Genomic DNA, 15,882 nt, shown 5'->3' on the forward strand with positions numbered 1-15,882 from the left:
CTTATATTTTTATTATTTTAATTCTTTAAATTTTTTCGAAAATCCCTTATCTTCAATTGCTACGATTGATCGTTTCATTCCAATCGCGTCACTAAGATCATCTTTAAGCATACCAGTATTAACTGGAACTTCATAGAATTTACTTTTATCTAAGAATTTCTTTTTAGTGCTTGCACCACAATCTGACGCAATAAATAAATAGTTTACTTTTCTATTTTTAATTGCGTTTAAAACAATTCCTTCACCTGATATTATTTTACCAGCTCGTCTGGCAATTCCCAATAAGTTTAAGACTTTATTATAATTTGTCATTATCAATTAGTTCCTGCCGAGCCTGTTTATGGTCTACATAATCAATGAGTTTATCATAAAAATCATCCGTTAACGTCACTTCAAAAACTTGATCAAGAATTTTATCTTGTTTAGCCTTTTTAGCGGTCTCAACGTCAATCTTAACGTATGCTCCCCGACCAGATTGCTTACCAGTTGGATCAACTGAAACATTTCCTTCTTTATCACGAACAATTCTCACTAATTGTCGTTTAGGAGCCATCTCACCAGATACAACGTCTTTTCGCATTGGTACCTTTCTTTTTCTCATACCAGTACCTCCTCAAAAACTATTCTTCATTTTCTTCCTCATTAGAGATAGAATCATCAGAATCATTTTCATCACTGTCATCCTCATCATTGCCATTCATTTCAGATTCAGATTTAATGTCAATCTTATATCCCGTTAATCTAGCAGCTAAACGAGCATTTTGACCACGTTTACCAATGGCAAGTGATAACTGATCATCAGGAACGACAACAGTGCATGAACGATCATCACCATCTTTAAAGATCACATCGACAACATCAGCTGGGTTTAGAGCATTTGCAATATAGTCAGCAGGATTTTCATCCCATTGAACGATATCCATATTTTCTCCACCTAATTCATTCACGATGGTTTGAACTCTCGTTCCTCTTGGACCAACACTAGTTCCCACTGGATCAATGTCAGTACTATTAGAACGAACCGCAACCTTAGCGCGATCGCCAGCTTCACGTGCAATGGAAACAATCTCAACCGTTCCATCATAAATTTCTGGAACTTCTTGTTCAAATAAACGTTTCAACATTCCTGGTGCAGTCCGACTAACAAAGATCTGTGGTCCCTTTGATGAATTTTCAACGTTAGTAACGTACACCTTTAGCTTATCCTGTGGGCGATAAGTTTCATTGGGCATCTGATCATTCTTTGCCATAACGGCTTCTACTTGACCAAGATTCATATAAACAAAGCGACTATCTTGACGTTCAACTTCAGCGGTAACAAGTTCATCTTGGTACTTACTGTACTTATCGTAAACCGTTTCACGTTCGGCTTCTCGAACTCTTTGGGTAATGACCTGTTTAGCGGTTTGAGCTGCAATTCTACCAAAGTTCTTTGGCGTTACCTCGAACTTGATTTCGTCACCCAATTCATACCCTTTATTGATGGTTAAAGCTTCTTCAAGACTAACTTCTAAACGCTGGTCTTCTACTTTATCAACCACTTTTTTGACCGCATAAACATGAATACTACCGGTTTTTTCGTCAAAGTTAACTTCAACGTTTTGGGCCTGATCAAAATTACGTTTGTACGCTGATGACAAGGCTGCTTCCAAAGCGTCAATCACAACTTCTTTTTTGACACCCTTCTCTTTTTCAAGTTGATCAAGTGCACTTACCAGTTCTTTACTCATTTTAATCTCCTAACTAAAATTCAATTGCTAATCTGGCTTTTGAAATTAATTTTCTTGGAATTTCTAATTGATGAACTCGCGTTTTATCTTTAACCGATAACGTTAGTTGATCATCATCCAAACTTTCAAGTGTACCTTCAAACGCTTTTTTTCCATCCAACTTCTGGTACAAAGAAACATGGATGTATTTTCCGATTGCATTTTGATAATCAGACTCTCGTTTTAATGGTCGCTCAGCACCTGGTGAAGACACTTCCAAAAAGTATGGTTCATCAAATGGATCTGGATCCAGTTCATCAAGTTTTTCACTAAGTTGATCACTGACTAAAACACAGTCATCCAAGCTAACCCCTTGGTCTTTATCAATATAAACTCGCAAATACCAGCTTCCACCTTCTTGAACGTACTCAATGTCATAAAGGTAAAAATTGTTGTCATCTAAAATCGGTTGGACGGTTTTAGAAACTCTATCAATAACTTCGCTCAAATACTTACCTCCTAAAAAATACCAATAAAAAGAGCGAGCATTCCTGCTCACTCATCAGAAGAGTTTATAATTACTATTATTACTATACCATACACATCAAACAATATCAACGAAGCCCTAGAGATCAAACAAACTAAGCTGATTTTCATCCGGTAAATCGTTTAAGACTCCATTTTGCGTCATAAATTCAATGATTGTTTTAGATACCTTACCACGTTTAGCAAGATCTTCCTTTGAAATAAACGGTTTATCTTCTCTAGCAGCAACAATTTGCTTTGCAACGTTCAATCCCAAGCCCGGAACCGCTCTAAATGGTGCAATCAGCTTATTGCCATCAATTAGCCACTCAGAAGCGTCAGAGCGATTAATGTCAACCATTTCAAATTCGAAACCGCGCTCTAACATTTCATTAGCAATCTCTAAAACGGTAAGAAGATTCTTTTCCTTGGTAGAAGCATCGGTTCCTTTATTATTAATCTCTTTAATACTTGATTTTACTGCTTCTTTTCCATGACTCATGGCAACAATGTCAAAATCATCAGCCCGAACAGAAAAGTAAGCAGCATAATAAACAAGTGGAAAGTAAACTTTAAAGTAAGCAACTCGCAGGGCCATCAAAACGTACGCAGCAGCGTGAGCCCGAGGAAACATGTACTTAATTTTTAGACATGAATCAATGTACCACTGTGGAACTCCAACATCCGTCATTTTATCTTGCCACTCGTCTTTAATTCCACGACCGTGACGGACCTGTTCCATGACCTGAAATGAAGTCTCTGAATCTAACCCCCAGTTGATCAAATCAGTCATAATATTATCACGACATCCAATAACGTTCGCAATCGTAGCCGTTCCATCTTTAATCAACTCTTCTGCGTTTCCTAGCCAAACATCAGTCCCGTGGGACAAACCAGAAATCTGGAGTAATTCAGAGAAATTGCTAGGCTTAGTTTCTTCTAACATTCCACGAACAAAACGAGTCCCAAATTCAGGAATCCCTAAAGTCCCGGTTTTAGAAAATACCTGTTCAGGAGTTACTCCCAGAATCTTAGGACTGGCAAACAACGACATCACTCCTGGATCATCCATTGGGATGGTCGTTGGATCAACCCCAGATAAATCTTGTAGCATTCTGATCATAGTGGGATCATCATGTCCTAAAATATCAATTTTTAAAATATTGTCATGAATGGAATGGAAATCAAAATGGGTTGTTTTCCAAGCAGCATTCTGATCTTCAGCAGGATACTGGATGGGCGTAAAATCGTAAATATCCATATAATCGGGAACAACAATAATCCCCGCTGGATGTTGACCAGTTGTTCTTTTAACTCCCGTGGCTCCCTTTGAAAGCCGATCAATTTCTGCATTTCTAAATCGCTTTCCAGTGTCACGTTCATAGGCCTTTACATAACCATAAGCCGTCTTATCAGCAACGGTTCCAATCGTTCCCGCACGATAAACATTTTTCTCACCGAAAAGAACCTTAGTGTAATTATGGGCAATTGGTTGATAGTCTCCAGAGAAATTTAAATCAATATCAGGAACTTTATTTCCCTTAAATCCTAAGAAGGTTTCAAACGGAATGTTATGACCGTCTCCTATCATCACCGCCCCACATTTAGGACACTTTTTGTGTGGAAGGTCAAAGCCAGAACTATATTCACCCTTGGTAAAAAACTGGGAATACTGACAATTAGGGCAACGATAGTGAGGTGGTAAGGGATTTACTTCAGTGATTCCAGACATGGTAGCAACTAAACTAGAACCAACTGAACCCCGTGATCCAACCAAGTATCCATCCTTATTACTTTTCGATACCAATCGTTGGGCAATTAAATAAATAACAGAGAACCCATTTCCAATAATACTTTTTAGTTCTCTATCGAGTCGTTTCTGTACAATATCTGGAAGGGGATCACCATACAAACGATGCGCGGTATCTAACGTTCTTTGTCGAATTTCGTCCTCCGCACCTTCCATTCTTGGTGTATACAACTTATCTTTAAGTGGTTTCACATCATCAATTTTATCAGCAATCTTATTAGTGTTGTCCACTACAATTTCTTCAGCCTGATCTTCACCTAAGAAGTTAAAATCTTTTAACATTTCATCGGTAGTTCGAAAGTGTAAATCAGGTAATTCTTGTCTGTTAAGTGGATTGGCCCCACCCTGCGAATGAATCAAAATTTTCCGATAAATATAATCATGAGGGTCTAAATAGTGAGCATCACCAGTTGCGACTAATGGAATATCCAACTCATGAGCAATTTCATACATATTCTTAATGATCTCTTGCAGTTTCCCACGATCACTAATTAACCCCTGATCGATCAGCGGCTGATAAGCAGCTTGGGGTTGAACTTCAAGATAATCATAAAATTTAGCTTTGTTTAAGGCTTCCTGTTTTCCCTTTTGCATCATCGCGGTAAAAACTTCTCCGCTTGAACATGCTGATCCAATGAGCAATCCCTCACGAAATTTTTTGAGCTGACTTCGTGGAATTCGGGGAACCCGATAGTAATAATCAACATGAGCAATTGAAACTAATTTAAATAAATTTTTCAATCCAGCCTGCGTTTGCGCAAGAATAACGGCATGAAAAGGACGGGCATGTTTATAAGCATCATGTTCTTCCATGTGATCATTAAGCTGATCATGGTACTGAATGTTGTACTTATCTTCTGCTTCCTTTAGGAACAAATAATTTAAATGTCCCGTAGATTCAGCATCGTAAATAGCTCGGTGATGGTGCTCAAGTGAAACATCAAACTTTTTCGCTAATGTGTTTAAACGATAACTTTTAAAGTTAGGATATAAAAACCTTGCCAACGTCAACGTATCAATAATCGGATTACTAATCTTATCCATTCCATGACGTTCATATCCAGTATTCATAAAACCAACATCAAAGGTTACGTTATGGCCAACGATAATTGCATCACCATAAAACTCTCGAAACAATTTAAATACTTCTTCTTCAGATTTTGATCCAGCTACCATATCATTCGTAATCGAAGTTAAATTAGTCGTCTGTTCCGATAATGGAAACCCTGGGTCAATGAATTCTTCAAATTGATCAATTACGTTATTGTTTTGCATTTTTACGGCTGAAAGTTCAATGACCTTATCATAAATAGCTGACAATCCCGTCGTTTCAACGTCAAATACAACGTATGTAGCATCTTTTAATGCTGTATGTTTATCGTTATAAGCAATGGGCTCACCATCATCAACGACGTTTGCTTCCATTCCGTAAATCATTTTTATGTCATTATCACTTGCCGCATGATAAGCATCCGGAAAGGCTTGTACATCATCATGATCAGTAATTGCGATTGCCGGATGACCCCACTTCTTTGCACGACTAACATAATCACTAACCGAATTAGTAGCATCCATTTGACTCATGTTGGAATGGAGATGAAGTTCGACCCGTTTCTTATCTTTCGGCGCAGTGTCTTCTTTTTCTTCATGCTTGATTGGATTAATGTCATAAGCATTGAGCGTTAACTCATGAGAATAGTTGTCCTCTTGGATACTGCCACGAACTTTAACCCAATCCCCCTCATCTAGTGCGGCAAATTCCTGTTCCTCATCATCATTTTTGGAAAACTTCTTTACTACAATAGAAGACGAATAATCAGTAACTTTCAAAATCATTAATTGACGACCAGAACGTAATGATCGAATCTCTTTATTAAAAACATAACCACTGACCACAGCAGAACGTTCTTCTTCAGTTATGTCGACCATCTTAGTAACGTCAACATCATCCTTAATCTTTTTACCAATCAATTTCGAATGCTTATTACTTTTAGTACCCTTATTTGATGAAGTTTGCATGGCTTTCATGGCCTTTTGAGCTAACTCAACGTCACGTTGTTGCTTCTTTTTCTTTAAATCATCAATCTTTGCTTGAGAAGAAGTAGCGTCAACCATGGTATGAATTGAAAATTTAGGAAAACCAATTTTTTGATAAGTAGCTTCAATGGGACCTAAAGCTTTTCCATCCAAAAAATCTTTTACGATTTCATTGTCTGCTAGAAATGTCACACGATCATCAATTAGCTTTGGTAAATTATTATTGCACAATTCATGAGTTAAATTAGACGTAATTCCAGCATTATTTACGACCCATTGCCAATAATCGCCAAGCTTCCGGTTATCAAAACTGTTATCCCTCGTTTTAATCTCAAAATCAACCATAGCAATGCCATCAAAAGCAATGTCCATGTGATGAACAAACTCAACGAATTTTTCATATGGCATAATTTCAGGTAGTTCAAGATAAAAGTGCCACCGATTAGACTTCTGATGAACATCAATTTTGTCAATTTCTGCGTTCTTAAAGTAAGGTTGATCAGCTGAATCCGATAGCTTAATTTGCTGAAGTAGCTTACTGAATAATTCTTTTTTATTTAAACTCACTTTGACCCTCTCTTTCGTTAGTTTAAAAAAGACCAGTTATAACCTGGTCTTTAATTTAAATCTCTTTCGACAAAATATCAATTGTATTGTTGAGGTCATCTTGTTTAGTTTCAATCGTTTCGCCGGTTTTTCGAATCTTCACTTCTACAATTCCTTCATCGGCTTTTTTACCAATTGTGACACGAATTGGAATCCCAATCAGATCAGAATCAGCAAATTTGACTCCGGCTCGTTCTTTTCGATCGTCAACTAAAACGGACAGTCCCTTGGACTCAAGCTCTTTTTCAATTGCAGTAGTCATCTCTAACTGTTCATCATTTTCAACGTTTGTTGGGATGATGTGAACGTCATAAGGAGCAATTTCTTTTGGCCAAACCAATCCATTTTGATCAGCTTGTTGTTCAGAAACCGCTGATAACAGGCGACTAATTCCAATTCCATAGGAGCCCATGACAACTGGGATACTTCTTCCATTCTTATCAAGGATATCGGCTCCCAGTGTCTTTGAATATCTGGTTCCTAATTTAAAGATATGGCCAATTTCGATCCCCTTGGTAAATTTCAGAACTCCACTCCCATCTGGGGAAATGTCTCCTTCTTTAACCAAGTGAAAATCACCAAAGTCTTTTACCTGATAATCACGATCATAGTTAACGTTCTTATAGTGTTTCCCGTTTTCATTAGCACCGGTAACAGCATTACTAATTCCCTTAACGTACTGATCAGCATAAACGGGAATGTCATCAGGAACTTTAATGGGTCCAACAGATCCTGGTTTCACGTTTAATGAATCTTGCACTTCACTTGGACTAGCCAATTCAACTGAATCAGCATTAAAGTAATTTTTCACCTTAGTTGGATTAATCTTCTGATCACCACGAATTAAAATCATGACAGGCTTATCATCAACAATATAAAGTAAACTTTTAATAATTTGATTCTTTTCAATATCAAAGAATTTACTAACTTGATTAATGTTAGTTACATCAGGCGTATCCACTAGTTCAAGATCTTTTAAGTCAGCGTGACCCTTCTGATCAACAAACATATTGGTAGCCATCTCTAGGTTAGCTGCATAATCACTATCATCAGAGTACACGATGGTATCTTCCCCAACTGCAGCAGGCGCAGAGAATTCTTTTGAATCAGAACCACCCATTGAACCAGCATCACCAATGATGGTGCGGTAATTTAATCCAATTCGATCAAATATCTTTTGGAAGGCTGATTCCATTTGCTTATAAACTTTATCCAAATCATCATTGTTCTCAGAAAATGAATAAGCATCAAGCATAATAAACTCTCGACTTCTTAATAGTCCATATCTTGGTCGATCTTCATCCCGATACTTTGGTTGAATTTGGTATAGGATTAATGGCAATTTTTTGTATGATTTAATATTGTTTTTAATTAAATCAGTAAAAGTTTCTTCATGAGTAGGACCTAAAATAAAATCGGTGTCGTGACGATTCTTAAACTTAAATAATTCTGGACCATAAGTATCATATCTTCCAGAGTCTTTCCAAAGCTGAGCCGGAATAACTGCTGGCATTAACATTTCAGCCGCGTCAGTCTTGGCCAACTCTTCTCGCACAACTTTTTTGATGTTCTCAAGCACTCGATAAGCGAGTGGTAGGTAGGCATACATCCCAGCTGACACCTGTCTAACAAATCCCGCTCTAACCAGCATTTTATGACTAAGCGCTTCGGCTCCGGCTGGATCTTGTTTTAAAGTTGGTATCAATAATTTTGATTGTTTCATTTTATTTATAACCCCTAATGTTTTATCGAATAAAGTATCGCTCAATGTCATTCCAAGTTACTAGTACCATCAATACCACTATAATGGCAAAACCAATGAGCGTAATAATAGTTTCCGTTTTTTCTGAAACAGGTTTTCTTCTAATCGCTTCCACAATGTTAAGTAATATTTTACCACCATCTAATGCGGGAATTGGCAAAACATTTACAATAGCTAAGTTAATTGATAGAAAAGCTAAGAAACTTAATAATCCAAGAAAACCAGCTTTCGAAGCACTGGACGTCTCAGCAAAGATCGCAACTGGACCTCCTAGATCATTTAACGAGAAGTGTGTAAACATCGAACCCAGTACCCCACCTAATTCGGTGGTCATATTCCAAGTTCGAGTAAATCCAGAAAACAATTTAGCAGAAAAACTGGTATCCATCGCCTGTTCAATCCCAATTACTCCAATTTTCTGTTTTTGAACGGTTTGGGATTTGGTGGTCATTGAAATATTCTTAATCTTTCCATCATGCTTAACGGTTAATGTCACCTTTTTATCAGGACGCTTCTGAATCATGGTTCCAACATCGTTCCACGTATTCGTCTTATGACCATCCACTGCTAAAATATTACTATTATTCTGAACTCCAGCTTTTTTAGCAATCGAGACCTGTGGTGAAAGATTAACCTTGTTAGAATTATTAGGAACTCCACCTTGCATAAAAGAAAGCAACATAAAGGCAACAATAGCTAACACCACGTTATTAAAAATTCCCGCGCAATTTACTAAAAGTCGTTTGTACAACGGAGCAGATTGAAATTGCACATCAATGGGTGCAATCTGTACCTCAATCCCATCCTTCTCAATAATAGTAGCGTCGTGATCAACAGAAAAACGCTTTTTTTCAGAATCATCTCCATTTTCATATCCCTCAATCCATAATCCTCTTTCAAGATCTGAACCAGAAACATCGAGGGGAATTCCCTGAAATAACTGACTTTTATTGCTTAAATCAATCCTAGTAACAACACCCTGGTCATTTGTCTGAAGGCGGACTGGGGTTCCAGGTTGAATTTCTTCATCTTCGTCATCACTACTTCCTGCCATTCGAACGTAACCACCGATTGGTAACAAACGTAATGTATAAGTCGTATGATTATGACGATAATAAAATAATTTGGGACCCATGCCAATTGAAAATTCTCGTACCATAATTCCAGACATCTTAGCGACGATAAAATGACCGAATTCATGAACAAAAACTAATATTCCAAAAATGATTATGAAGCTAATAATTGTAATTAACAAAAAAGACACAATCCTTTCCAGATATTACACAATTCCAAATAAATGTAGTAATGGTAAAACAAACAATAAACTATCAAAACGATCCAAGATGCCACCATGGCCTGGTAAAATCTTACCAGAATCTTTAACGCCATAGTAACGTTTTAAAGCTGATTCCACTAAATCACCAAATTGACCGAAGATCGATAGAACGATGGTAATGAAAAACATACTAACCGTTCCAATTCCATCAATTGGGAAAAAGTATACAAAAAGCGTACATAAGATAGCTGCCAATGCGGTTCCACCAATCGAACCTTCCCATGTCTTATTAGGTGAGATATGGGGCGCTAACTTATGCTTGCCAAAGGCCCTACCAAAAAAGTAGGCCCCAGAATCAGTTAACCAAACAATGAACAAAGCGTATAGCAGAGTTACTAGTCCATCCATTCGAGCTTCAATGAAGTAATGAAAACCAAATCCAATGTACAAAATCGCTAAAGTGAAAACTCCAGCATCATCAAAGTTAAACTTATTTTTTGAAAAGACGGTAAATAGCATCAGCAGCATGATTAAGATATAAATTGCGAATGGAGGTTTAATCCACAAGGGCAAAAACGATAACCAACTTGTCGGAATAATCATAGCAATTACAGCAATAAACGCGATCAATGTTTCAGGTGACACTAAAAGCCTTTTTTTCATGATAAAAATTTCTGCTAAAGCAATTAGACCTAGCACAATTGCTGCTAAGTCAATCCAAATTCCTCCAGCAACAATAATGGGTATAAAAATAATCAAAGCAATGATAGCCGTGATAATTCTTTGTTTCATAATAAGTCTCCTATTTTGCGTCTAGTCCACCAAAACGACGGTGACGCTGTTGAAATTGTATAATTGTATTTTTAAAATTCTCAGGAGTAAAATCAGGCCAATACTGATCAACAAACTCTAATTCACTATAAGCAATTTGCCACAACAAGAAGTTAGAAACACGCTCTTCGCCACTGGTTCGAATCAATAAATCTGGGTCAGCATTTTCTCCCAAAAAAGAAGTCATCAAATGATCTGAAACCGTTTTATCTGAAATATCATTAATGTTCATGGTACCATTCTTTACTTTTTCGGCAATTTCTTTAATTCCATGTACAATCTCGTCTCGACTACCATAGTTCAAAGCAAAATTTAAGATCATCCCAGTACATTCTTTCGTATCATTGATGGCATCATAAACTGCTTTTTGCGTTTGCTCAGGAAGACCAGAAATATCACCAATAGTTGCCACTCTAACGTTATTTTTGATGAGACTAGGAACAAAATCATCAAAAAACTTAGCTGGCAAGCTCATTAGGTATCGAACTTCTTTTTCTGGCCGTTTCCAATTTTCTGTCGAAAATGCGTATAGCGTTAATACCCTTACTCCAAGATTACTTGCTTCAGTAGTAATGTCCTTTACAACTTCCATTCCACGTTTGTGGCCAGCAATTCTAGGTAAGTGCCTCTTTTTTGCCCAGCGGCCGTTTCCATCCATAATGATTGCAACATGATTAGGAATGTTTGCGTTATCCAGTTCGTTAGTCATTTAAGCACCTCAATATTTGACATAAATAAAGGATGAGAGATTCCTCATCCTTTACTTTACTAATTTCCATTCGCCCCGACCTGCATCAACCAAAGTATTAAAATACTTTAAGATTTTGTTGGCGTCCTCAGGGCTATGTTCACCTAACTGATTTAAACCTTCACCAGTTGGAATCGGTTCCGAAAGATCTGTAATTTCATTTCCATTCTCAATCGTTGCCTTTGAAAAGGCAATAATCCAATCATTTTCAATCAATGGTGAAACCACAAAAAACAGGTTAAAGTTCTTATCAATGTATGCAGGCATCACATAAACGTTGTCTTGAATCTTCTGTAGTTGATTACCATCATAGTCTAAAGCACGCAAATTTTCCTCATTAACTGCCTGCTTTAAACGAAATGCCATGTGATCAAATTCTGGTGTTCCGGGTGTTACTTCTTTTTCGTTTTCGTTCTTATTTTCATCAGCCATTAGAAAAGCTCCCTTTTTTTATTAGCCGTTAAGGATTTCATCCTCTTTTTTCGAAACGATGTTCTCCACTTCAGAAATTGATTTGTCAGTGATTTTTTGAATCCGATCTTCTAAATCGTGCGACTCGTCATCGGTAAAGTCACCATCTTTATTGCCACGCTTAGCGGCATCCATGCCATCACGACGTACGTTTCGAACGGCAACTTTACCGTCCTCACCGGTTGCTTTAACTTTTTTAGCAAGTTCTTTACGACGATCTTCAGTTAATTGTGGGATAACAATACGGATATTATCGCCATCGTTCATTGGATTAATACCAAGATCGGCCTCCAAGATGCCATGTTCAATATCCTTTAAAGAACTCTTGTCATAAGGAGTAACCAAGATAACTCGTGGTTCTGGAATTGAGATTGAAGCTACTTGGTTTAATGGCGTCGATGCTCCATAATAATTAACCTTTACTGGACTGAGTAAGCTAGCATTAGCGCCTCCAGCTCGAATATTTCCAAGTTCGCGTTGAAGTGCTTCCTCAGCTTTTTTCATCTTTGATTGAGTTGTGTTGATAATTTCTTTAGAACTAGGCATATTACTTTCCTTCCACGATTGTTCCAATTTTTTCACCTTGAACAACCTTTTTAATATTTCCGGGTTTATTTAAGTTGAATACTACCAGTGGAATATTGTTATCCATTGAGAGTGAGCTAGCGGTAGTGTCCATTACATGAAGACCCTTATTGATAATATCCATTTGTGTTAAATGATCATACTTCTTGGCGTTAGGATCAGTCTTAGGATCAGCTGAATAAATTCCATCAACACCATTTTTGGCCATTAGAATTGCATCAGCATTAATTTCTGCTGCTCGAAGAACTGCCGTTGTATCAGTTGAGAAATACGGATTACCAGTTCCACCCGCAAAAATAACGATTCTTCCCTTTTCTAAGTGACGAACAGCTTTACGTCGAATATAAGGTTCAGCAATTTGTTTCATTTCAATTGAAGTCTGAAGCCGGGTTGGAACTTCCACCGACTCTAGGTTATCTTGCAAAGCTAACCCGTTCATAATCGTAGAAAGCATCCCAATATAATCTGCTTGAGATCTCTCCATACCCATTTCTTCTCCAGCTTCACCACGCCACATGTTTCCACCACCAACGACGATAGCGATCTGAATTCCTAAATTATAGACGTCTCTGATTTCTTCAGCAATCGTCTTGATAACAGGAGGATTAATTCCAAATCCTTTATCTCCTGCAAGAGCTTCACCGCTTAACTTCAAAACGATACGTTTGTATTTTAAATCTGACATCAGACTTCCTCCAACATTATAAATTAACTACGATAATTCTAGCATATATTAAAGCATAACAACAGTGTAGCAAAGCTACCCATAACAAAAAAGCCAGTGCTAAACACACTGACTTTTTACGTTTTAATTATTGATTCATTTGTTGTTTAACTTCATCAGCAAAGCTTTGGGTATCTTGTTCAATACCTTCACCAACTTCGTATCTAACAAAGCCCTTTAATTTGCCATTATTTGATTCAACATATTGTTGAACAGACATGTCAGGATCTTTTACAAAGGGTTGATCAGCCAAACTAATTTGAGCTAAGAACTTCTTCAAACGACCATCAACCATTTTTTCAACGATCTTTTCTGGTTTACCTTCGCTTAAAGCTTCTTTCTTCAAAACTTCACGTTCATGATCTAGACGATCTGAAGGGATTTCATCCTGAGTCATGAATTCAGGATTTTCAGCGGCAACGTGCATTGCAACATCTTTAGCGGTATTGTCGTCTGCACCTTCAAGTTCAACTAAGGCGCCAATTTCTCCCCCATTATGAAGGTAGAAGCCAAAGTTATCATCATCATTTTTGTTAAAGGTTTTAAAACGACGCAATTTAATCTTCTCACCCGTAATCTGAGTGGTGTTAATGATGGCATCTTCGACAGTTCCATCATTTAACTTCAATTTCATTGCTTCATCAAGATCTTTAGGTTGATTTAATGCAATTGCGTCAGCCACAGAATCAATTAAATCTTTAAAATCATCGTTACTGGCAACGAAGTCAGTCTGTGAATTAATTTCAACAATCGCAGCTTTATTGTCATGAATAGCAACTCGAGTTAAGCCACTTGCAGCAACTTTTCCACTCTTCTTTTCAGCCTTAGCAACTCCATTTTCTCTTAAAATGTCCATGGCTTTCTTTTCGTCACCATCAGCTTGGACCAAAGCTTTTTTAGCATCCATCATGCCAGCACTAGTCTTATCACGTAACTCTTTAACTTGTTTAGCGGTTACTTTTGCCATAATTGTGATCTCCTTTGTTTTAATAAAAAACTGACTTAATTAGGCCGAAAAAGGGTCTAAATAAAAGTCAGCCTATCACTTTAACTATTTAGTTTCTTCAGATTTTTCATCCTTTTGGTCAGCATCTTTATCGAAGTCTTTTTCACTAACTTCGTCTTCGCCTTGCTTACCTTCAATGATAGCATCTGCCATCGTCGAAGTAATCAATCTGATAGCACGAATAGCATCATCATTTGATGGGATAACATAATCAATTCCATCAGGATCAGTATTAGTATCTACCATTGCTACAACTGGAATGTTAAGCTTTTGGGCTTCGTGTAATGCAATTTGTTCCTTATGGGGATCAACGATGAACATTACATCTGGGATCTTAGGCATATCTTCAATTCCGCCTAAGAATCTTTCAAGTTTGTCAGTTTGCTTCTTAAGTAAAGCAACTTCCTTCTTTGGCAAACGTTCGAAGGTTCCATCTTGAGCCATTTTCTTAAGCTTCTTTAAGTACTTAATTCGCTTTTGGATGGTGTTCCAGTTGGTTAAGGTTCCACCTAACCAACGATGGTTAACGTAATAAACGCCAGCTCGTTTTGCTTCTTCTTCAATTGAATCTTGGGCTTGCTTCTTAGTACCAACAAAAAGAATTACAGCATCATTTGCTGCTTCATCCTTCATGAAGTTATAAGCACGGTCAATGCACTTAACCGTCTTTTGTAAGTCGATGATATAAATACCATTACGTTCAGTAAAAATGTATTTCTTCATCTTAGGATTCCAACGACGAGTTTGGTGACCGAAATGAACACCAGCCTCAAGTAATTGTTTCATTGTAACTACAGCCATAATTAGCCTCCATATAAAAGTTTTTTCCTCCCTAGAATTATACAAGGAACTCAAAGAGCACCACCTTATAAAACCTTCTAGGTGTGTATTGGTAATTAACACCGTGATCTAGTATACAAAATATTAAGCTAAATAACAATAACATTTTTAGATTTAATCAAATCTTGCGTAGATTATTAAAGATGTGTTACAGTTCTAATTATCTGAGGAGGAATTTAAATGATAAAAGCTGTCGTGTTTGATGTCGACGACACATTATATGATCAAAAACGGGTTTCAGAGGAGGCATTCTTTCAAACCTTCCCCAATCATCCCACCTTTGATACAGCACTTTCATTTAAAAAGTTTCAAGTACAAAGTTCCTTAGTCTTATGTCGGGAGCATACAAACAAGATAAGATGGTTTATCATCACCTTAAAAATGGGGTTAACGATATTGATCCAAGTAAACTTGAGATTGACCATTTTAAAGCTAATTACCTTAAATGTATTCAAAAAGTTTCATCATACGATGATCTCTTAAAGACAATTCAGACAATGTCACAAGACTTAAAGATCGGAATTATTGCCAACGGATCAACTAAATTTCTCACTAATAAATTAAAATTACTAGGCTTAAAGAATTACATCAATCCTAATTATGTCCTTACTTCAGAGGAAGCTCACATGTTAAAGCCCGACCCTAAAATCTTTACCGCTATGAATCACCGTCTGGACGTTCGTCCATCCGAAGTGGCTTATATTGGGGACTCTTTCTCAAATGACATTGTCTCTGCCAAACGAGCCGGATGGCACGCCTTCTGGTTTAATCACCGCAAAAAGTCAGTTCCAGAAACAAATTTTGTACCAGACCAAACGGTCACATCCCAAAGTGAGCTTTGTGATCTATTAAAAGCTTTATCATAAAAAAAGAGCACTGATGTGAACCCATAAAGTTGGACACATTATATAATTTTTCTAGGCGGTTTGTTTCCGATATTGAATCGGAGATA

15 protein-coding genes are annotated in these 15,882 nt (G+C 37.2%); 1 reads left to right on the forward strand and 14 read right to left on the reverse strand.

Going from position 1 to position 15,882, the window contains the following annotated elements:
* Window positions 1-12 precede the first annotated feature (12 nt).
* The 14 genes from LfDm3_RS00555 to rpsB form a co-directional block, all read right to left on the reverse strand.
* Window positions 13-312 (reverse strand): L7Ae/L30e/S12e/Gadd45 family ribosomal protein, encoded by a 300-nt coding sequence (locus LfDm3_RS00555; protein ID WP_039143029.1) that lies wholly within the window; start codon window positions 310-312, stop codon window positions 13-15.
* On the reverse strand, window positions 299-601 hold the full coding sequence (rnpM, locus tag LfDm3_RS00560; RefSeq protein ID WP_039143032.1) for an RNase P modulator RnpM: 303 nt from the start codon (window positions 599-601) through the stop codon (window positions 299-301). The genes LfDm3_RS00555 and rnpM overlap by 14 nt, the downstream gene beginning before the upstream one ends.
* A 19-nt stretch (window positions 602-620) precedes the next feature.
* A complete protein-coding gene (gene nusA, locus LfDm3_RS00565; protein ID WP_010021329.1) occupies window positions 621-1,730 on the reverse strand; it encodes a transcription termination factor NusA in 1,110 nt (369 codons plus the stop codon).
* 13 nt (window positions 1,731-1,743) lie between these two features.
* Entirely contained in the window at window positions 1,744-2,217 is a 474-nt protein-coding gene (rimP, locus tag LfDm3_RS00570; protein ID WP_010021327.1) for a ribosome maturation factor RimP, read from the reverse strand.
* A 117-nt stretch (window positions 2,218-2,334) separates the two neighbouring features.
* Window positions 2,335-6,648: a PolC-type DNA polymerase III gene (locus LfDm3_RS00575; RefSeq protein ID WP_039143036.1), complete on the reverse strand. Its 4,314-nt coding sequence runs from the start codon at window positions 6,646-6,648 to the stop codon at window positions 2,335-2,337.
* 55 nt (window positions 6,649-6,703) lie between these two features.
* Window positions 6,704-8,410 carry a proline--tRNA ligase gene (locus LfDm3_RS00580; protein WP_039143038.1) on the reverse strand — a complete coding sequence of 569 codons (1,707 nt, stop codon included), beginning with the start codon at window positions 8,408-8,410 and terminating at the stop codon, window positions 6,704-6,706.
* A 22-nt stretch (window positions 8,411-8,432) separates the two neighbouring features.
* Window positions 8,433-9,704 carry an RIP metalloprotease RseP gene (rseP, locus tag LfDm3_RS00585; RefSeq protein WP_039143066.1) on the reverse strand — a complete coding sequence of 424 codons (1,272 nt, stop codon included), beginning with the start codon at window positions 9,702-9,704 and terminating at the stop codon, window positions 8,433-8,435.
* A 24-nt stretch (window positions 9,705-9,728) separates the two neighbouring features.
* Window positions 9,729-10,517 carry a phosphatidate cytidylyltransferase gene (locus tag LfDm3_RS00590; protein WP_010021322.1) on the reverse strand — a complete coding sequence of 263 codons (789 nt, stop codon included), beginning with the start codon at window positions 10,515-10,517 and terminating at the stop codon, window positions 9,729-9,731.
* Between the two features lie 10 nt (window positions 10,518-10,527).
* Entirely contained in the window at window positions 10,528-11,265 is a 738-nt protein-coding gene (locus tag LfDm3_RS00595; RefSeq protein WP_039143041.1) for an isoprenyl transferase, read from the reverse strand.
* A 51-nt stretch (window positions 11,266-11,316) separates the two neighbouring features.
* Window positions 11,317-11,736, reverse strand: coding sequence for a hypothetical protein (locus LfDm3_RS00600; protein WP_039143044.1), 420 nt, complete (start codon window positions 11,734-11,736; stop codon window positions 11,317-11,319).
* Window positions 11,737-11,757: 21 nt separating this feature from the next.
* Window positions 11,758-12,321 carry a ribosome recycling factor gene (gene frr, locus LfDm3_RS00605; RefSeq protein ID WP_010021317.1) on the reverse strand — a complete coding sequence of 188 codons (564 nt, stop codon included), beginning with the start codon at window positions 12,319-12,321 and terminating at the stop codon, window positions 11,758-11,760.
* Window position 12,322: 1 nt separating this feature from the next.
* Entirely contained in the window at window positions 12,323-13,045 is a 723-nt protein-coding gene (gene pyrH / locus LfDm3_RS00610; protein ID WP_010021316.1) for a UMP kinase, read from the reverse strand.
* 127 nt (window positions 13,046-13,172) lie between these two features.
* Window positions 13,173-14,054, reverse strand: a complete 882-nt coding sequence (gene tsf, locus LfDm3_RS00615) for a translation elongation factor Ts (RefSeq protein ID WP_191978908.1) — start codon at window positions 14,052-14,054, stop codon at window positions 13,173-13,175.
* Window positions 14,055-14,135: 81 nt separating this feature from the next.
* Complete coding sequence (rpsB, locus tag LfDm3_RS00620; RefSeq protein WP_010021312.1) at window positions 14,136-14,891, reverse strand: 30S ribosomal protein S2; 756 nt, start codon at window positions 14,889-14,891, stop codon at window positions 14,136-14,138.
* 371 nt (window positions 14,892-15,262) lie between these two features.
* On the opposite strand from rpsB, the gene LfDm3_RS00625 reads away from it, so the two are divergent.
* Window positions 15,263-15,796, forward strand: coding sequence for an HAD family hydrolase (locus LfDm3_RS00625; RefSeq protein WP_082019939.1), 534 nt, complete (start codon window positions 15,263-15,265; stop codon window positions 15,794-15,796).
* Window positions 15,797-15,882: the final 86 nt, after the last annotated feature.

Source organism: Fructilactobacillus fructivorans (genome assembly GCF_000814735.1).
In the GTDB taxonomy this organism is placed as follows: domain Bacteria; phylum Bacillota; class Bacilli; order Lactobacillales; family Lactobacillaceae; genus Fructilactobacillus; species Fructilactobacillus fructivorans.

Coding starts and splice junctions, on each gene's coding strand:
- pyrH (WP_010021316.1), bottom strand. CDS start 13,045: ATGTCAGATTTAAAATACAAACGTATCGTTTTGAAGTTAAGCGGTGAA.
- LfDm3_RS00580 (WP_039143038.1), bottom strand. CDS start 8,410: ATGAAACAATCAAAATTATTGATACCAACTTTAAAACAAGATCCAGCC.
- LfDm3_RS00555 (WP_039143029.1), bottom strand. CDS start 312: ATGACAAATTATAATAAAGTCTTAAACTTATTGGGAATTGCCAGACGA.
- LfDm3_RS00590 (WP_010021322.1), bottom strand. CDS start 10,517: ATGAAACAAAGAATTATCACGGCTATCATTGCTTTGATTATTTTTATA.
- LfDm3_RS00595 (WP_039143041.1), bottom strand. CDS start 11,265: ATGACTAACGAACTGGATAACGCAAACATTCCTAATCATGTTGCAATC.
- LfDm3_RS00625 (WP_082019939.1), top strand. CDS start 15,263: ATGTCGGGAGCATACAAACAAGATAAGATGGTTTATCATCACCTTAAA.
- LfDm3_RS00600 (WP_039143044.1), bottom strand. CDS start 11,736: ATGGCTGATGAAAATAAGAACGAAAACGAAAAAGAAGTAACACCCGGA.
- nusA (WP_010021329.1), bottom strand. CDS start 1,730: ATGAGTAAAGAACTGGTAAGTGCACTTGATCAACTTGAAAAAGAGAAG.
- frr (WP_010021317.1), bottom strand. CDS start 12,321: ATGCCTAGTTCTAAAGAAATTATCAACACAACTCAATCAAAGATGAAA.
- rnpM (WP_039143032.1), bottom strand. CDS start 601: ATGAGAAAAAGAAAGGTACCAATGCGAAAAGACGTTGTATCTGGTGAG.
- rpsB (WP_010021312.1), bottom strand. CDS start 14,891: ATGGCTGTAGTTACAATGAAACAATTACTTGAGGCTGGTGTTCATTTC.